Source organism: Nostoc sp. ATCC 53789 (assembly GCF_009873495.1).
GTDB lineage: Bacteria > Cyanobacteriota > Cyanobacteriia > Cyanobacteriales > Nostocaceae > Nostoc > Nostoc muscorum_A.
The window spans coordinates 6,991,803-7,012,083 of record NZ_CP046703.1; the positions used below are offsets into that span (position 1 = coordinate 6,991,803).

The following is a 20,281-nucleotide window of genomic DNA, read 5'->3' on the forward strand; positions in this document are numbered from 1 at the left end:
TCTTCCTTAGCGTCCTTGGCGTACTTGGCGGTTCATTAAAAAAAATTAGCCATTCCTCACGCCAGAAGAGAAGGATACAGTTTCTTCTTCTCTTTACATTCATGCTAGCAATGACAGGATGTAATTTTTTTGGTATCAACTCAAGTAAAGAACAACTCCCAGCAGTATCCTCACTTACACCACCAAAATTACCAGACTGGATTGAACAAATTAGTCCTATTGGCGATGCAAAACCTCTCAACCAAATTCGCATCCGTTTTAAAGAAGCTTTAATTCCAGTTGAAAGTCTTGATAGTCCAGAACAACAGAAAATATTAGAAAAATTTGCCCTTTGGCCGCCTTTACCCGGTCAATTTCGCTTTTTAACACCGCGTATGGTAGGTTTTCAAGCTGAGAAAGCATTGCCAATAGCGACAAGATTTCAAGTCACTCTCAAAGCAGGTTTAGCTGATTTAAAAAATCATCGCTTAGATAAAGATTTACCTTGGACTTTCAATACTGAATCTATCAACCTGACTAATTTACCCGGTGTCAATCCCATTGAAAAGGCTGATATTGAACCCATTGATTTACAACCAAAGCTACAGTTTACTTCCAACGTAGAATTAAATTTAGCTTCTGTACAAGAAAAATTACAGTTAATTCCTGAAGGAAAAAATAAGGGTGTAGGCTTCAAAGTCGAATTAAATAAAGAAGAAAAACCAGTAAAAAATGAAGAAGATCCTTTAGAAAAATTTGACCCTTCAGCCCGCAATTGGATTTATAATCTTATTCCACAGCAAAATCTCGAAAAGGCAACCCCTTATCGCCTAGTCTTTTCTCCTGGAATACGTCCTGCTTATGGCAATCTCCCTACAGAGAAAGAATTTGCTAGTAAGTTAGTAACCTATTCACCTTTAGCATTTCAGAAAATTAACTTTTACGGACAGCCAGATTCAGGTGGAACATTCGGACGATTTATTAAAGGCAGTCCCCAGCTAGAATTTAATAATGTCTTATTGGCCGATTCAGCTAAAGAAAGTATTACTATTAATCCAGCACCAAAAGACATTTCGAGAATCATCCAAATAAATGATGAAGATAAAATTGTCGGCATCAATACTTATGCGCTAGAACCAGCTAAAACTTATACAATTACTATCGGCGAAAATCTCAAAGATAAGTTTGGGCAGACTTTGGGTAAACCTGTAACACTTAAATATGATACTGGAGATTTAGCCGGGGATATCTGGGTACCATCAGATTTAAATATTTTCCCCACAGATAAAAATTTACAGCTAAATATTACTACCGGAAATCTACCAGAATCTAAATATAAAGCAGCTTATCGAGTAGTTAAACCGACAGATTTGGTTTATTTTAATAATAGTAGTGATTTATTACCACAACCTTCTGATTGGCAAAGCTTTAAGGTATCAGGTAAGAAGAATCAATCAGTAGATATTGCTGTTCCTCTCCGGGAAAAAATAAGTGCAGCTACGGGAATGTTAGCTTATGGAGTTCAAGCCCGTACTAATAAATATCAGGAAAATGGAAAGGAACTGTGGCGAGAACCTACCACTTATGGCTTAGTTGAATTGACGAATTTGGGCGTATTTACTCAGTGGTTCCCTGATTCAGGCTTAATTCGCGTCAATCATCTAACAGATGGTTCGCCAGTTCAAGCGTCGGCTGTGGAAATTTATCAATCAAAATTACAAGCAAAATCTCGCCCCGAACCAGTACCTTGCGCAACTGGTAAAACTGATGAAAATGGAATTTTTAGAATTGTTCGTGAAGGATTACAGCAATGTTATTCTGGCAATGAAAGTTCTAGTAAATCACCACAATTATTAGTAATTGCCCGTGAAAACCAAGATTGGGCATTCGCTAGAACTGAAGAATATAGCGGCGTTTATGGCTATGGTATTGATGCAGGTTGGCAAGATAGTAAGCCAGAATCACGCGGGGTAATTTTTTCAGACAGACAGTTATATCAACCAGGCGAAAAAGCTTGGTTTACTGGTTTTGCTGGCTTACTGCAAAATGGCACAATCCAACAAGATAAAAATGCCGTTTACCAATTAACTTTGGTAAATCCTGATGGAGAAAAGACTAGCTTAGGTACGCAAACTACAAATGAATTTGGTACATTTTCTCTGGAATTGCCAATCAAAACTACTCAGCGCTTAGGCTACCATACAATCCAGGCTAAGGGTAAGAATGGACAAGAACTTTCTGGGGAATTTCGAGTGGCTGAGTTTAAGCCACCCAACTTTAAAGTCGAACTGAACTTAGATAAAGAATTTGCTTATATTGACGATAAAGTTGATATTAATGCAACAAGCAATTATTTATTTGGTGCGCCTGTAGAAGGTGGAGAAGCAAAATACTTTATTACTCGTCAACAAGCTAATTTTATTCCCAAAGGTTGGGACGAATTTACTTTTGGTCGGCAGTGGTTATGGCCAGAAGAATCTCCTAGTGTCTCTAGTGATGTGTTGCAAAATAATACCCAACTAGATGCTAATGGTAAAAGTAGTCAAACGGTAAGTGTGGCTAATGATTTACCATATCCCATGACTTACCAAGTAGATGTACAAGTTGCAGATGTTTCTAATCTGTCTGTAGCGAATTCCAAAACTTTTACAGCCTTACCAAGTAATCGTCTCATTGGGTTAAAAAGTAATTTCATTACTAATGCTGGTAAAGCTTTTCCTATTGATGTGATTGTTACCGACCCTACAGGAAAACCGATAACAGGTCAACGAGTGCGTCTGGAATTACAAGAGATTAAATACAGCAGTGTCACTCAATTAGTAGAAGGTAGCCGAACGTCAAAAAATCAAGTTGAATATAAAACAGTTGGACAAACAGAAATTACATCTGCTAGTAATCCCCAATCGGTAAGTTTGACAGCACCAGAATCAGGTTCATACCGGATTAGAGTGAATTTTAGCGATGCAAAATCCGAATTAAGTGCCACAGATTTACAAATTTGGGCAACTGGACAAAATCCAGTATTTTGGGGTTCGAAAGAAAAAGATGTCTTAGAACTTAAATTAGATAAACAAGAGTTTAAACCTGGTGAAACTGCTACTGTACTAATTCAATCTCCCTATCCAGATGCAGAATTGTACTTTGCGGTGATTAAAGACAAACCCCTTTATCAACAAATTACCAAAGTTCAAGGAAGCGCACCACAAATTCAGTTTCAAGTTACACCAGAAATGCTGCCAAATGCAGCCATTGAAGCTGTATTAGTAAGACAAGGTAAATCCATCAGCCAAGTAGAAATAGGAACTTTAGATAACTTGGTGAAGATTGGTTTTGCACCTTTCAAAGTTAACTTAGAAGATAAGTATTTAAAACTTCAAGTTAAGCCAGTGCAAGCATCATTAGAACCTGGTGCAGAAGAAACAGTACAACTGGAACTGAAGGATAATCAAGGAAATCCCACCAAAGGACAGTTTACAGTCATGGTGGTAAATGAAGCGGTGTTACAACTTTCTGGTTATCGTCCGCCAGATTTGGTGGATACAGTTTATGCAGAACAGACAATATCTACCCGCTTTAACGATAATCGCGCGGATGTCATATTACAACCGCAAGATGTAGCTAAACCAAAAGGTTGGGGTTATGGTGGTGGTTTCTCAACTGGTGCAGCTAATACTCGCACTCGCACCGATTTTAAAGCCTTAGCTTACTACAACGCTTCTGTACTTACTGATGCAAATGGTAATGCACAGATAACTTTTAAACTCCCGGATGATTTAACTACATGGCGGGTGATGGCTGTAGGCACCGATGGAAATCTGCGTTTCGGGAATGGGGACGCGACGTTTCTCACCACCAAGCCACTGCTAACTAATGCCATCTTGCCACAGTTTGCCCGTCCAGGCGATCGCATTCTCGCTGGTTTATCCGTCACCAACAACACCGGGAATACAGGAAATATCTCAATTAATGGCGAACTTAGCGGTACTCTGAAGTTTGCTGACAAAAACCCCACAACTACTGCTTTACAAACCAAAGCTGAATCTGCAACTCACGCTTATCGCTTTCCAATGGTGGCGGATAGCGTCGGAGTTGGTAAGGTTCGCTTTACCACTCAGCTAAATGGTACAGCCGCAGATGCTTTTGAATTACCTTTGGAAATTAAGCCAGTTGAGATTACAGAACAAGTGGTTGAAACTGGTGTCACCGAAAAACAGGTGAAAATTCCCCTGAATGTTGATAAAAATACCTTCCCTGATGCGGGAGGTTTAGATATTCAGTTGGCGAGTACTTTAATACCGGAGATTCAAGCACCAGCAAAGCAGGTTTTAAAGGATAATGATTTGCCGTTTACAGAACCTGCTGCAAGTCAATTAATGATTGCGGCTAATTTGCAAACTATCGCCCAAAAATATGGCCAAACTTTCGCAGAATTTAATCCTAGCCAACAAGCTAATTTAGCAATCGAACAATTACAAAAACTCCAAATAGCCGATGGTGGTTTTGCTGCTTTCCCCGGACAAGAAAAATCTGACCCTTGGGTTTCTGCTTATGCGGGTGAATCTTTGGCTAAAGCCAGTCAGGTGTTTCCTAATTTAGTCGATTCTGGAATGCTGTCTCGCCTCAAAACTTATCTGCAAAAAGTTCTAGCGAATCCTGGAGAATACGATTTTTGCAAACAACTACTCTGTAAAAGGCAACTGCAAATTAATGCTTTAATCGCCCTATCAGATTTAGGAGATAAACGCAATACTTTTCTCGCAGATATTTATGAACAGCGCAATAATTTTGATTTAGTAACTCAAATTAAACTAGCGCGATATTTATCTCAATTCCCAGAATGGCAAGATGAATCTCAACAATTAGTAAACAAGCTGCAACAGAATATCTCTGAAACTGGCCGCACAGCAGTTGTGAGTTTACCCAGCAGTTGGGGATGGATGAGTTCATCTACGACGACGCAAGCGCAAGCTTTACGCTTATTTATTGCCAAGAAAAGTAAACCCGAAGTTATAGATAAGTTATTCCAAAGTCTTCTCGCATTGCGCCGGGATGGTACATGGCAAACTAACTATAACAATGCCCAAGCATTAACAGCTTTGGTAGATTATAGTCAACTGCAACCCACACCGCCGAATTTTGTTGCCACTGTGCAATTAGCAAGTAATAAGTTAGGAGAAAATCGCTTTGATGGCTACAAAAATCCTAGCTTACAACTAATTGTGCCGATGAATCTATTACCTCGTGGTCGTAATGATTTAACGCTGCAAAAAACAGGTAATGGCACTTTACACTATCTGGTTGCTTATAATTATCGCTTGCAGGGAAATCAACCAGGCAGATTTAACGGGTTACGCATAACGCGAGGAATTAGTCAAGTAAATGAAGAGAAAGTTTTACAAAAAACGGGGATTTACGCTTTCGATAGACCCTTGACTTTAGCTTCTGGACAGGTGTTTGATATTGGTTTAGAAATCATCGCCGATCGCAGCGTGGATCATATAGTAATTAAAGATCCTTTACCAGCAGGTTTTGAGGCGGTGGATGCAAGTTTCCAAACTACTACGGCTGCATTACAAGCAAAAGCCGATAGCTGGGAACTTGGGTTTAAGAATGTGTACCGCGATCGCATTATCGCCTATGCTGACCACCTGGAACCAGGAGTTTATAGCCTGCATTACTTAGTTCGTTCTGTCACCCCTGGCACATTTTCCTGGCCTGGTGCAGAAATTCACCTGCAATATGCACCAGAAGAATTTGGGCGTACTGCTGAGTCTACATTGATATTGGAGGATGGAAAATGAATGATTTTTAATCATTACATTGTAATTGAAGCATGAAAATTTGAAAGGAGCGATCATGCGATCGCCCACACCAACCACCTAAAACCAGGTGTATATTGGCAACCTGTTATACAGTAGATGCTGTGCTGTTGGAATGATGAAAAGTTCACCACATAACAAGCAGCATCTGGTATTGCTTTTATGAGTAATTTCAGGATTTCTCTGGTGGTTCCTCACCAATGAACAATGCTTTTTTACTGCGCTTCAACTGTTTCCAAAGTGCTTTAATTTGTTTGTAAGCATCTTCTGGTTCAAGCTTTCCAGATGTTTCTAGACTGGTAATATAGCTAACTTTGTGAGCAAATTCTTGAAGGTTGGCATTAAATACTAAATTCTCTGGCTTAACTTGACCATAATAGCGACTACGAAGGTAAAGAAATTTGTTTTTGTCGTTAATATTAGACTCGTCCATTACTTCACCCCCAATAAGTGACTTTTAGCAACGATAATCACAACAAAGATCGCTTCAATGAAGAAATTGCCGCAATTATTGTGAACGATGAGTGAGTCTAAAAGGGAACACAAAATAAATTATACAGCAACTAGCTATTTATTAGCTGTGATGATAGTAAGACTTTTGAATCATGCACATTAAGCTTAGACTATACCAGTTTCTGGTAATAATGTTGCAAGATTGAGTGGCTCTAAGCTTTCTATGTCCTCTGGATTAGCCTACAGCAAGCCGCTTCTAGGGTTGAAGTTGCTCATGAAATAATATAGGCGTAAACTAAATTCCCCTGCTTAACACTGGGGAATTATGTTAGGGCGATGTCCATCTCTCTCCTACCACCGTTTGCCAATCATCGCTGCAATAACTCCAGCACACCGAAAGAACATCGGTAGTTATACAAGAGATACAACCCAACTTTAAGGTAAAGAGTCAGTTGATGTTATTCCTGACTGCTGAAAATTCTGAATAGGAATTTCAATTTGAAATTCAGTTCCCTTACCTAATGCAGAGATACAATTTAGTTTTCCCTGGTGCTTTTCGACAATAATCTGATGACTGATTGATAACCCTAAACCAGTTCCTTGACCAACAGGTTTAGTAGTGAAAAAGGGATTAAAAATCTGTTCCTGAATCTCTGACTTCATACCAGGGCCATTATCTTTGATACTAATTAAAAGCCTCTCGTTGTCTACAACTAAAGTTTTTATTTGAATAGTTGGTATCTTATTTGCAGACTGCCAAAATTGCATATTATCCTTTAAGGCATAAATTGCATTATTGATAATATTCATAAAAACCTGATTCAACTGGTTGGCATAACAACTAATCTTAGGCAGTTGACCATATTCTTTAACTATCTGAATATCAGGTAATTTATTTGGTAGCGTCAACTGATGATTTAGAATCATCAATGTATTATCTATGCCTTCATGAATATCTACAGATTTAATTTTTGCTTCATCTAGTCGTGAGAAGTTGCGTAAGCCCAGAACAATATCTGTAATTCGCTCACTACCTGTACTCATAGATGCCATTAACTTAGGCAAATCGTCACACAAATACTCTAGTTCGATAGATTTTATTTTGGTTTCTATGGTGGGATTTATTTGGGGATACTGCTCTTGAAAAACCGCAATTAAATCTAGTAAATCATTGATATACTGATTTGCATATCTGAGATTACCAGCAATAAAACTCACTGGATTGTTAATCTCATGGGCAATGCCTGCTACCATTTGTCCTAGACTTGACATTTTTTCACTATGAACCAGTTGAGCTTGTGTTTTTTGTAAGTCTAGCAAAGCCTTTCTTAATTCCGATGTTCGTTCTAAAACCTTTCGTTCTAACTCATTGTTAGCCTTTTGTAACGCTGCTGCGGCTCTGTAGGTTTCTGTAGCAATACTGGCAATATGGGTGGCAGTTTTCAGAATTTCTAGATGATGCTGAGTTGGATGACAAGGAAATTTATGAGATATAGCAAATGTCCCTAAAACTTCACCAGTTTGCGAAGTAAAAGGTGATGACCAACAAGCTCTGATGTTATAACTCAAAGCGAAATCTCGGAAATCAGCCCATAAAGGATCATTAGCAATATCGGTAGCAAATACTGAATCTCCTCTATAAGCAGCAGTACCACAAGAACCACAACATTCACCAATCATCAAACCATCAACACCCTTAGCAAATTCTTCTGGGAGAGTAGGTGCTGCTCCTCCCCGTAACTGCCGCTTGTCTTCATCTACAACTAAAATGGAGCAATATGCCCCAGGTAATTGTTGCTCTAGCAAGATACAAAGATTGTTAAAAATTTCATATAGGTTGACTCCAAACGCAACTTGTTCTAAAACTTGGCTTTGAGTGTAAACTAACGCTTCTGAACGCTTGCGTTCAATCGCTGTTGCTAAAATATGGGTTATAGATTGTAAAAAATGAACATCATCTGAAGAAAAAGTTCTGGACTCAGTAGCATAGACTTCTAGCAAACCTAAAGGCTTACTCTCACCCGGAATTAGCACACTCAAACCAGTAACGCTATCTGGCGGAGAAGGAATAGTTAAATCATCGATCTGACAATTGGGTGTGTTACAATTAACAACTAGCTGAGTATTATCCAATAATTTTTGTACTTGCTGATTAGTTGTGACATTAATATCAGCAGAGTCTGTTTCTAAAGGTTTCTCCCCAACACTAGCTACTTGACGCAAAGCATTACTATCTGAAAGTACTTGCCAGATTCTACTGTATTTAACATTGAGTATTTGAGCAACTAAACTAACTGTATCTTGGAACAAATATGATAATTCTAGTCCTGACAGTGCTTTTTGCCCAAGTGCATTTACTGCGGATTGATAGCTGAAATTCATCGAGGAATTATCAAAATCATGCCAGTTATTGTTTGACTGAGTTGTTTTGCTTGATGTCTGTAAATTTAAGTTCATAAACGGATATATTATTTGTTCTGCGTATCTAATAGTTCCCTAAAAAACTTAGAATATCTATCTACTTTTCAAAACTTTAAGATAATGGAATATTTATAAATCAAAGATAAAGTAGGTTAAGCACATCTAAAATAATCTTGACAAAAGCATTTGCTCATGTGTGAAAACAATAATCAGATTTATCTTTGATAAGCTGTTCCACATTTAAATTGCATATACTGGGCGGGCAGGATGCCCACCCCACAAGAGTTATATTTAATTCGATGATGCAAATTAGATGTTTTTTAGCTTATGATGTCCGGTTAATTACTGTTGATATGTTATTGCTTTTGCCCTTGGCCTATCTTCTCCGCAATAAGAAGGGTACAAAACAAAGTAAGCAGTTAAAGATTTAGCTGGCACATTTTCAGATTCCGCACAAATCATATTATTTTACAACTACCCATTGCGTGACAGGTGCCATTGCCCGCCAGCCCAAAAATTTCCCAATAGGTTCTGCCCGTTGAATAGCAACACGAGTTAAATCGCCACCGACTTGTTTATGCCATTGAAATAAAGTTTGCTCACCCTCTACCGTCACCACATTTGCCACCAAACGCCCACCTGGCCGCAGTGCTTCCCAGCAAATATCAAAAAGTCCCGTTGCTGTCACTCCACCACCAATAAAAATGGCATCTGGTGCTGGCAAGTCTTTCAGGGCATGGGGCGCTTTCCCTTCAATGATTTGCAGATTTGGAGTACCAAGAGTGGCGGCATTATCGGCAATATAGAGTAGTCTAGATGAATTTTGCTCGATCGCGATCGCTCGACATCGAGCATTACTCCGCATCCATTCAATAGAAATTGAGCCACAACCCGCGCCAACATCCCACAACAACGCTCCCGGTGTGGGTGCTAAAGCTGCTAGAGTGATTGCCCTAACCTCACGCTTCGTTAACTGTCCATCGTGGTGGTAGGCGTTATCTGGTAATCCTGGTAATCTTGGTAAAGGAATAACCCCAGCATCAGCAATACAATAAACTGCGATCGCATTCAAAGGCGCAATTTCAGTCTCACTCCAAGATGTAGCTGTGCCTTCTATGATTCTTTCATGATTGCCGCCCATACGCTCCAAGACGGTAATTTTGCTGCCACCATAGCCGCGATTTGTCAAAATTTTCGCAACAATGGCGGGTGTGTCCTTCCCTTCGCTCAAAATCAACAGTCGCGCTTTTGGGTAAATGTAAGACTGGAGTAGGGAGGATGGACGACCATTTAAACTCAAGGTTTCTACCTCAGTTAAAGACCATCCCACCCTGGCACAAGCAAGGCTAAAAGCTGAAGGCGCGGGGATAATCGTCATTTCAGAAATGGGAATTCGCCGCATCAAGGTGACACCAATGCCGTAACACATAGGATCGCCGCTTGCGAGTACGCAGATTGACTGACCCCGACGCTGGATGATTTCTTCTACAGAAGTGCTAATGGGAGATGTCCAGACTAGTTTCTCACGTTGATCGTCTGTAGGGAGCATGGATAAATGGCGATCGCCTCCGACGATTACTTTCGCTTGATCGACTAGAGAACGAGCCATCGCACTTAACCCCTGTAATCCATCTTCCCCAATGCCGACGATAGAAAGCCATTTCTCTGTCATACTAATTCATAATTAATTCTTTATCGATTTATTGAATTTCTCATAAATTTTAAAAATAGTGAACACTACTACTTTCTTAAGCTACTTTTGAGGGTTAGTAGTAAGGACTTCAGTCTTTATTTTTTCAGCACTCAATTCCTTACTAATAACTTGCTTACTTGATCACTGTTAAACCAGCGCTGCTGTTGCTTTCACAGCAAAAATTTTCTCAATCACATCTTCTACTACCTTATCTGGTGTAGAAGCACCAGAAGTGATTCCCACGACAATTTCACCATCTGGCAACCAGTTTTTTGTAGTTATTAACTGCCCATTTAATTGCCGATGTTCTATAGAATCTCCTGATTGAATCCGCTCAACAGTATCAATGTGATAAGAAGGAATTCCTCGCTCAAAAGCAATTTGTTGTAATTGAGTAGTATTCGATGAATTAAACCCACCAATTACTACCATTAAATCCAAGTTATGTTCCACCAATTCCAACATTGCATCTTGGCGTTCTTGGGTGGCATCACAAATAGTATTGAAGCTTTGGAAATGCTGATTTAACTCTATGGGGCCATACTTCTGCAACATAGTCCGCTCAAAAAGCTTTCCGATTTGCTCAGTTTCGTCTTTAAGCATCGTGGTTTGGTTAGCAATCCCAACTCTTGCTAAATCTTGATCGGGGTCAAATCCTGCTGAACAAGCTTTAGCAAATTTTGTCAGAAATTCTTCACGGTTGCCACCATTGATAATATAGTCAGCAACATATTGTGCTTCTTGCAAATTCAACACAATTAAATACTTGCCAGCAAAGGAACTAGTTGCAACTGTTTCTTCGTGCTTATATTTACCGTGAATTATTGATGTATAATCGATTTTTTTGTGCTTTTCTACTGTATTCCAAACTTTAGATACCCAAGGACAAGTTGTATCAACAATTTTGCAGCCTTTATCGTGAAGGATCTGCATTTCTTGAACGCTAGCCCCAAAAGCGGGTAATATCACTACATCACCAGTGCCAACAACAGAAAAGTCTTTATCCTTTCCTTCAATGGGGATGAATTCTACTTCCATCTCCTGCATACGCTGATTTACAGAAGGGTTATGGATAATCTCGTTAGTAATCCAGATGTGTTCTGTGGGAAAATGCTGACGAGTTTCGTAGGCCATGGCCACAGCCCGTTCTACACCCCAACAAAAACCGAAGGCTTGTGCTAGTCTGATCGTCACATCACCCCGTTGCAGAATGTAATTGCGATCGCGAATTTCTTGAATCAAGTTACTCTGATATTCAGATTGCAACTGGGTAGCAACTTCTGCTTGATGACCAAAGCCCTTGCGATTGTAATTTTCGGAATGTTGCAGGCTGCGCTTAAAAGCTTTTGTATCCATTAGATTTGTCTATTTCAACCACTATTTTTTATTTTCTCGCGCCCAGACGAGATTTATACACAGTTGTATTCAAAAATATTATCAGAGAGGGGGAAAGGGAAAAGGATTTAATGCCTTTACCCTTTACCCTTTAACCTTTTCCCCTCTTCTTCTTGCTGGGATTTTAATTCGATTTCGCTATAAATCTGCAATGCAGAACGCCAAACTATATACCCTTCGGGACTTAAATGTAAGCCATCAGTAGTAAATTCGCGGCGGAGATTTCCTTGCTTGTTAGTAAACAGGGGATATAAATCAAGATATTTGACACCTTTTTTGGTAGAAATACTTTGCAGTTGCTGATTCAACCCCTGAATGCGAATATTGGCAACAGCTAGAAGTTTATCTCGTCCTTTCCAGGTTGCTTCCTCTGCCCCATGTGGCAAAATCGATTGCACAACAATTTGCGCGGTGGGATGCCTCTTTCGGAGGTAATTGATAATTTGCCGCTGATTATCTAAAATTTCCTCGTTGCTCACTCCACGAATTAGGTCATTAATGCCAATCATCACAAAAATGACTTCTGGTTTGCTGCGGTCAAATATTTTCAACCTGTTTAAGAGTCCATTACTGGTTTCGCCAGAAATCCCTTGATTGAGCCAAGTTTTACCTTCGGGTAATAACTCAGGGGGAAACCATAAACTCAGAGAATCACCCGCCAGGATAGTTAAATGCGGAGGACGTTGGTCAGCAGCGACCTTGGCTTCTTGCTTGAGAATTTCTACCCACTCTTGGTAAGTGAGTTGATGACGGCGACCCAAATCAGGTGTAGCAATTTGGGTTGAGTTGTTCAGGTTAATTTGTTCTGGGGATGTAACTATCCCAAAAAAAGCGGCCAATTTCTGCTGTTGCCAAATTAGCAGAATGACCGCCAACATTAGGATGCCGTTGGTTAACAGCGAGAAAAATGCCCAGATAGGAAAGGTTTTTGCAGAAGTAGACACGACTAGCGAAATTTACCAATTATTTGAATCAAATTTTAACGCTAGCGATCGCAAATTACACAATCTTAAATTGGAGAATGGGGAGCAGAGGGAGAATTGGGGACAAGGGGTGAGAATTTGAAACAAGTCTTTCCCCTTGTCCCCAATTCTCCTTGTCCCCTTGTCCTCTTCCCTATTCCTTATTCCCACTAAACTAAGTCGGACGATCGCCAAACTCGGAATTGTAACCTTCTTCGCCGTGTTCGTTGATATCCAAACCTTGTAATTCTGCTTCTTCTTTAACACGCAGTCCAACTGTAGCATCAATAACTTTGAGAATAATCCACGTACCAACACCTGCGATCGCGTAAGCAACGGCGATTGCTATTAGTTCAACTCCCAATTCACCAAAATTACCACGCAGCACTCCGTCTTTACCTCCGCCGTTGACTTGAGTTGTGGCAAAGATAGCTGTTAAAATTGCCCCCACTGTCCCACCAACGCCATGCACGGGATAGGTATCTAAAGCATCGTCAATTTGCAGCTTATGTTTGAAACTCACAGCATAGAAGCAAACAAAGGCAGTGATGAAACCAATTAAAATAGCTGATAGCGGTGTGACAAATCCGGCGGCGGGAGTGATACCTACTAAACCAGCAACGGCTCCTGTAGCTGCTCCTACGGCTGTCGGTTTACCCCGTAAAACTGCTTCCATAATTAGCCACATTAATGCACCAGCCGCCGCCGACGTATTGGTGGCAACAAAGGCTGTTGTTGCTAAATTTGTTGTTAAGTCCCCAGAAGTTCCACTAGCAACAGTTAGGGCACTTCCAGCGTTGAAACCGAACCAACCAAACCACAGCAAGCCAGCACCCAGCAAGATGAAAGGAACGTTGTGCGGGGGGCTAAGGCGGTCAGGATGGGTTCTACGGGGGCCAAGGACAATGGCAGCTACTAGGGCTGAAACACCAGAACTAATGTGAACTACTGTACCCCCAGCAAAGTCCAAAGCACCTAATCCACCATATAAACCCAAGAATCCACCTTTCGCCCATACCATGTGGTCAAGGGGGGCGTAAACAAAGGTTGACCACAGCATTACAAACAGACAATAAGCGCGGAAACTCATCCGCTCAACGAGCGCCCCAGAAATTAAAGCTGGGGTGATAATGGCAAACATGGCTTGATAAATCATGAATGCTTGGTGGGGAATCGTTCCAGCATAAGAGACTACATCAGCATATTTGGGGTCTGCTGCTTTGAGCGCATCTTCATAAGGTAGATGCGGTAAGTAGCCTTGAGTCTCCAAACCGACACCGTTCAACCCAAACCATTGCAACCCACCGATGAATGGCAACCCTGGTGCAAAAGAAAGACTATAACCCCAGAGAATCCAGGTAACTCCCACGATCGCCATCAAGACAAAGCTCATCATCAATGTGTTTAGGATATTGCGCGATCGCACAAATCCACCATAGAAAAATGCCAATCCTGGTGTCATTAGCAACACCAATGCTGCTGAAATCAGCATAAATGCCGTGTCTCCAGTATCAGCAGCTGGTACAGCAACTGGTGTTTGGGCAAAAGCATTACCCATTAGCGGCCCTGCCAAAAATAATAGGGTCATAGCCCCAATCATCACAACTTTCTTCAACACTTCTTTTTCTTCCTAAGCACCAACGATTTGTATCCTTAACTACATTTGATTACTTTTGGCTACACATTTTTGTCTTAAAAGTTACTTAACTTTTATTTTCTGGAAATGTTAACAAAAATATAATCCTGATTGTAGTTGCCAAAATAAAAACAAGGGTGTAACGATGCAATGATTGCATCTTTTTGTGCAGGATAGCATTTTATGCAAGCGCTACAAAACTCCAAATTTTTAGTTACTTACTGTTACAAAACAAGATACTTGTAAAAATTGATAATTATTATCAATTTTCAGAAAATTTGTACAAATTTATCATGAATTCTCTTTATCTCTACGCATTTACGCGGGAGATATACAGATTGTTGCTTATCTTCGGCTGGTTATTAAAAACCTTGGCGATTTTTGGTCAGCTTATTATGTGTTTAGGGAATTCCAGCAAAAGAAACATCCCATCTCCAGATAGCACATCTGTGCTATCCAAACAAATGTATAAATAATTTTGGATAATTTATGTTTTGCCAGTCTCTGAAAAGCAGGTATTAGAAAATTTATTAATCTAGAAGTTCTACTTAAGGTCTGGGTGCAAACATGATAATGAGAACACTCACTAAAGCTAAACATGCTCCTATGAGGTCGTAGCGGTCTGGAGTTACACCGTCTACCTTCCAACCCCAAAACATTGCTATTGCGATAAACACACCACCGTAAGCAGCATACACTCTGCCAAAATTTGCCGATTGAAGAGTTGCAATAATCCCATAGAAAGTTAAAGCAATTCCCCCCAATATGCCCCACCAGAACGGCTTACCTTCGCGCAGCCACAACCAGATTAGGTAGCCTCCTCCAATTTCAAATAAACCAGCCCACAAAAAATACAGCAGAGACTTAATCATTTGACAAATTTATCCATCAGCTAGAACTCAGTGAAATTACGCTAACGCTTTTAACTAAACTATTGTCATTAATTGAAGTAAGTTTATTGACCTGGGCATTGGCATTGGATATTAGGTATTAGGCATGGTGGGCAATCTCCTTGTCTCCCCTTTAATCTCCCTCATTTCCCTGCTTCTTCCCCAGCCCCCAGAATGTAGATAAGGCTTAAGGATGAAAGCACCATTACCTAATAACGAAATACAGAGAATCGAGACACTTTTGGAGTATAAAATTCTCGACACACCATCTGAAGCTGCCTTTGATGACCTCACCCGTTTAGCCTCGTATATTTGTCAGACTCCTATTGCCTTAATTAGCTTAATTGATACAAATCGCCAGTGGTTCAAGTCAAAAGTCGGTTTAGATGTCTTAAAAACACATCGAGATTTTGCATTCTGTAGCCATGCTATTTTACAGCCTGACGTTTTTGTTGTGCCTGATGCAACAAATGACGAAAGGTTTGCCACCAACCCACTGGTTACATCTGACCCAAATATTAGATTTTATGCTGGTGTACCTCTGATTAACCCTGAAGGATATACTCTAGGAACTCTGTGTGTGATTGATTACGTACCACGAGAACTTACTCCAGAGCAGATAGAGGCATTACGAGCATTAGGCCGTCAAGTCATCAAGCAACTGGAATTGCGCCGAAATTTAGCAAGTTTGGTACTTGTTACCAAGAAAAGCAAACAGGCACAGAAGGTAAGCAAACAATTTTTTAAAAAGATTGCAGCAGGTTTTGGTGTAGCATCGGTAATTTTAGTTTTGATTGGTGTATTTTCCTATCAAAATACAACAGTATCTACTAATAATCGCAGTATATTAAAAAATATTTCTCAAAAAATCAACAGTTTAGAAGAGCTACTGTCTCAAATAAAGGATGCGGAGACTAGGCAACGTAGTTACATTATTACTGGAAAACCAACTTATCTAAAACCCTATCAAGAATCACTTGCCAATGTCGAGCAAGAAATTGCCAAACTAAAGAATTTAAGTACAGATCAACCAAACCAACAAAAGCAGATTGCAACGCTTGAAGTTCTAATTGCAGATAAACTTACTGAACTAAACCAGACTATCAACTTACGCCAAAAAAAGGGAGTAGAGGCGGCGTTGCAAGTAGTACTGACAAATAAAAGTCAAAATCTCATGGATGATATCCGCAAGGAGATCAATGAGATAGAGAACGAGGAAAGGGAGCGGCATCAGCAACTTTCACAAACAGCAAAAGCTTGGACTCGCAAAACAACTGTGACAATTGCGATCGCTATTTGCCTAAGTTTTATCGTTCTTGCTGTAGTTTACTACTTCATTTATCGTGAGGTAACAGAGCGCAAAAGGACAGAAGAAACCTTAAATCAAGAACGCAACTTTATCTCAGCAGTTGTTGATACAGCCAGCGCATTAGTAATAGTTCTCGATTCTCAAGGGCAAATTGTTCGTTTCAATCAAGCTTGTGAGCAAATAACAGGTTACTCCTTCGATGAGGTGAGGGGTAGGTATTTCTGGAACTTGTTCCTACTTCCTGAAGAAGTGGAATCAGTTAAAGCAGTTTTTCAGGAATTGCTAACTGGTAGAGGCTTTCTGGAGCATGAAAACCATTGGGTAATGAAGGATGGCAGTCGGCGACTGATTGCTTGGTCGAATACCTTCTTAAAAGACTATGAAGGATTGGTGGAATACATTGTTGGCACTGGCACTGACATCACCGATCGCAAACGAGTACAACAGCATTTAACTGCACAATATGCTGCAACCCGCGTTTTGGCAGAGTCTACCACAATCAACGAGGCTTACCCTCGAATCTTACAAGGAATCTGCGAGAGTTTAGGATGGGATTTAGGTGAAATTTGGATGGTCGATCAGCAAGCAAATGTGCTGCGTTTTCTTTCCATCTGGCATAAAGCATCCCTTGAAGTGCAAGAATTTGAAGCACTGAAGCGACAAACCACTTTTATAGAAGGAATTGGACTACCTGGGCGTGTCTGGGCTAGTTCTGAAGCTGTTTGGCTGACTGATGTCGTTAATGATCTGAATTTTCCTCACTTCAAAATCGCGGCTCAAATAGGATTACACGCAGCTTTCGGTTTTCCAATTCGGACTGGTAACAAAATTCTGGGCGTGATTACCTGCTTCAATCGTGAAATCAAACCTCCTGACCAAGATTTAGTCAACACGATGAATTCTATTGGTGAGCAAGTGGGCCAATTTATTCAGCGTAAGCGGGCTGAAGAGGAATTACAACGCCAAAACCTGCGATCGCAACTTTTTACCGAAATCACCCTCAAAATTCGCCAGTCTTTGCAAATCGAAGAAATTCTCGAAATCACTGTCAAGGAAGTGCAAAAGATTCTCCAAACTGACCGAGTTTTAATCTATCAGCTTTTACCAGATGAGTCTGCAACCTCCGTTGTTGAAGCAGTAATTTCTGGCTTACCAGAAATCAAAGAGCAAAATATCACCGCCCCTTACTTACGAGCAGAATACCTGCAACAGTACTATCTACAAAAGTACCGTCAAGGAGAGATTTTAGGACTAGCTGAGTTAGATTTACTCGAAGTCCAACAAAGTGACCTCAGATTAATCCAACAGTTTGGGGTCAAAGTCAACTTTGTTGTACCTATTTTGGTCAAAGAAGAACTTCGCGGCTTGCTCATAGTCCATCAGTGTGATGATTCTCACCAATGGTCTAGTTTTGAAACTCATCTCTTGCGGCAAATAGCTGACCAAGTAGGCATTGCTTTAGCCCAAGCTCAACTTTTAAAAGCAGAAACTCGTCAGCGAGAAGAACTTGAAATTGCCCGTCAGCAAGCAGAATTAGCTTCTCAGACTAAAAGTGCTTTTTTGGCAAATATGAGTCATGAAATTCGCACTCCCATGAATGCTGTCTTGGGGATGACCAGTTTGGTTTTAGATACTCCCTTAAATCCAGAACAACGAGATTTTATTGAAACAATTCGGATTAGTGGAGATGCCCTTTTAAGTTTAATCAATGAGATTTTGGATCTTTCCAAACTTGAGGCTGGAGAAATGGTTCTCGAAGCTCTAGATTTTAACCTATCCACTTGTGTTGAAGAGGTGGTGGAATTATTGGCTCCATCAGCCCATAGTAAGGGGTTAGAAATTGCTGCACTACTTTATAGCAACGTCCCTACCCACCTCAAAGGCGATGCTAGTAGGTTACGGCAAATTCTGATGAACCTAATTAGCAACGCTATCAAGTTCACTAACGTTGGTGAAGTAGTAGTGCAAGTAGAATTTCGATCGCCTTTGCCAAAGCCATCGCTTTCCTCCACAACAGCCACCATCTATTTTGCCATTACAGATACAGGTCTTGGCATTAGCCCTGAAGACCAACACAAAATCTTTACGCCATTTACCCAAGTGGATGCTTCTACCACTCGCAAGTATGGTGGTACCGGTTTAGGATTAGCCATCTGTAAACAACTGGTGACTTTGATGGGAGGAGTCATTGGGCTGGAAAGCGAGATGGGGAAAGGATCTAAGTTTTGGTTTGAGGTGCCTTTTGCCAAACAACTTGAGTCTGTTTTGCCAAACTGCGATCGCTTCTTGCCTGCGACACGTTACACGAAGGTCAAGAGCGAAGGCGGATTTTTGAACAATCGCCGCTTGTTAGTGGTAGATAGTAATGCTACTAATTGCAAAATTATCTATCATCAAGTTACCGGGTGGGGAATGCAGGTAGATCAAGCTGACAGTATTGCTGCTGCACTCATTGCTATTCAGGAAGCTTGTGAGCGTGGTAATTCTTATGATGTCGTCTTGGTTGATATGCAAATGGCTCAAACTTCTGGCATAACTTTAGAAGAACAAATTAAAGCCAATTCTGCAATTGCTAAGATACCTTTGATTATACTCACCTCTATTAATCAACGTGCCCAATTGCAACGGGCGCTCAAAATAGGATTTGCTGCTTATTTAGTCAAACCCGTTAAGCCCTCTCGACTCCTTGATACCATTATGAATATTCTAAAAACTCAGCCTCAACCAGAAGAAGGGTCTAAAGAAAGAAGGCTAGACGCTACCACAAAAATCTCAAGTACAGAAATTTCCTGCATTCTTACTTCCTCTGCCCCTAACCCCTCTACTCAATTCCAGTTAAGAATTCTCTTAGCTGAAGATAATTTGGTGAATCAAAAAGTCGCCCTGAAGCAACTTCAGAGTTTAGGCTACAAAGCCGATGTTGCTGCCAATGGAGAAGAAGTTTTGCAGCTATTAGAAAAAATTCCTTATGATTTGATTCTAATGGATTGCCAAATGCCAATTCTTGACGGTTTAGAAACCACAAAAGAAATTCATCGTTGGCAAGAAGACGCTTTTGCTCTGCGTCGTCGTCCTGTGGTAATTGCAATGACGGCTAATGCCATGAAAGAAGACCAACAAATGTGTCTCAATGCAGGAATGGATGACTATCTGAGTAAGCCAGTGTTTAAAGAAAAATTAGCTGCCACTCTAGAACATTGGACAGGCGTTATCCTCTCAAAACAAGAGCCAGTTGTTGATGAACAGATAGTTTCCACCACAAACAACGACACAAGTAACCTAGCAATTGATTGGGAACACTTGCATCGAATATCGGAAAATGATGGAGAATTTGAATTAAATCTATTGCAAATATGCCTTGAAGATGTTAGACCTCGTTTAGAGATAATGATTGCAGCGATCGCATCTGATGACTTTGGGCAAATTGCGCGAGAAGCTCATCACCTTAAAGGTGCTAGTGCCAACGTTGGAGCCACAGCTATGTATCTAGCTGCTGACAAACTAGAAAAGTTAGCTTACGAGCAAGAGCTTAGAGATGCTACTAACTTAGTTTTAGAGTTAAAAGAATTTGTCAACTCTATGCAAGACTTTTTAACAAGAAAGAATTCAGTCTAAATTCTGTATGAGTAGCGGAAAAATATGTGAGTTTAAGACCCACACTAATTAATTTTGAATTCTAGATTCTTTTTTAATCAGAAATAAAGTAACAAATCACACCTCACTT

Annotated in this window: 9 protein-coding genes; 2 read left to right on the plus strand and 7 right to left on the minus strand. The window is 40.3% G+C overall.

The window, feature by feature from the left end:
- The first annotated feature begins 110 nt into the window (after window positions 1-110).
- Window positions 111-5,780, plus strand: a complete 5,670-nt coding sequence (locus tag GJB62_RS28945) for an alpha-2-macroglobulin (protein ID WP_245246039.1) — start codon at window positions 111-113, stop codon at window positions 5,778-5,780.
- A 190-nt stretch (window positions 5,781-5,970) separates the two neighbouring features.
- On the opposite strand, the gene GJB62_RS28950 is transcribed toward GJB62_RS28945, so the two are convergent.
- From GJB62_RS28950 to GJB62_RS28980, 7 genes are all read right to left on the minus strand, one after another.
- Complete coding sequence (locus tag GJB62_RS28950; protein ID WP_114083147.1) at window positions 5,971-6,231, minus strand: hypothetical protein; 261 nt, start codon at window positions 6,229-6,231, stop codon at window positions 5,971-5,973.
- A gap of 455 nt (window positions 6,232-6,686) precedes the next feature.
- A complete protein-coding gene (locus GJB62_RS28955; protein WP_114083148.1) occupies window positions 6,687-8,708 on the minus strand; it encodes an ATP-binding protein in 2,022 nt (673 codons plus the stop codon).
- A gap of 427 nt (window positions 8,709-9,135) precedes the next feature.
- The gene (gene cbiE, locus GJB62_RS28960) at window positions 9,136-10,344 is read right to left on the minus strand and encodes a precorrin-6y C5,15-methyltransferase (decarboxylating) subunit CbiE (protein WP_114083149.1); all 1,209 of its coding nucleotides are present in this window, start codon (window positions 10,342-10,344) and stop codon (window positions 9,136-9,138) included.
- Between the two features lie 168 nt (window positions 10,345-10,512).
- Entirely contained in the window at window positions 10,513-11,721 is a 1,209-nt protein-coding gene (locus GJB62_RS28965) for a 4-hydroxy-3-methylbut-2-enyl diphosphate reductase (protein ID WP_114083150.1), read from the minus strand.
- Window positions 11,722-11,837: 116 nt separating this feature from the next.
- Window positions 11,838-12,704 (minus strand): SGNH/GDSL hydrolase family protein, encoded by an 867-nt coding sequence (locus tag GJB62_RS28970; protein ID WP_114083151.1) that lies wholly within the window; start codon window positions 12,702-12,704, stop codon window positions 11,838-11,840.
- A 193-nt stretch (window positions 12,705-12,897) separates the two neighbouring features.
- Complete coding sequence (locus GJB62_RS28975; RefSeq protein ID WP_114083152.1) at window positions 12,898-14,340, minus strand: ammonium transporter; 1,443 nt, start codon at window positions 14,338-14,340, stop codon at window positions 12,898-12,900.
- A gap of 566 nt (window positions 14,341-14,906) precedes the next feature.
- Window positions 14,907-15,230, minus strand: coding sequence for a YnfA family protein (locus GJB62_RS28980; RefSeq protein ID WP_114083153.1), 324 nt, complete (start codon window positions 15,228-15,230; stop codon window positions 14,907-14,909).
- Between the two features lie 211 nt (window positions 15,231-15,441).
- Here GJB62_RS28980 and GJB62_RS28985 point away from each other — a divergent pair, with 211 nt between their 5' ends.
- Window positions 15,442-20,172: a GAF domain-containing protein gene (locus GJB62_RS28985; RefSeq protein ID WP_114083154.1), complete on the plus strand. Its 4,731-nt coding sequence runs from the start codon at window positions 15,442-15,444 to the stop codon at window positions 20,170-20,172.
- Window positions 20,173-20,281: the final 109 nt, after the last annotated feature.

Coding starts and splice junctions, on each gene's coding strand:
- GJB62_RS28945 (WP_245246039.1), top strand. CDS start 111: ATGACAGGATGTAATTTTTTTGGTATCAACTCAAGTAAAGAACAACTC.
- GJB62_RS28950 (WP_114083147.1), bottom strand. CDS start 6,231: ATGGACGAGTCTAATATTAACGACAAAAACAAATTTCTTTACCTTCGT.
- GJB62_RS28955 (WP_114083148.1), bottom strand. CDS start 8,708: ATGAACTTAAATTTACAGACATCAAGCAAAACAACTCAGTCAAACAAT.
- cbiE (WP_114083149.1), bottom strand. CDS start 10,344: ATGACAGAGAAATGGCTTTCTATCGTCGGCATTGGGGAAGATGGATTA.
- GJB62_RS28965 (WP_114083150.1), bottom strand. CDS start 11,721: ATGGATACAAAAGCTTTTAAGCGCAGCCTGCAACATTCCGAAAATTAC.
- GJB62_RS28980 (WP_114083153.1), bottom strand. CDS start 15,230: ATGATTAAGTCTCTGCTGTATTTTTTGTGGGCTGGTTTATTTGAAATT.
- GJB62_RS28985 (WP_114083154.1), top strand. CDS start 15,442: ATGAAAGCACCATTACCTAATAACGAAATACAGAGAATCGAGACACTT.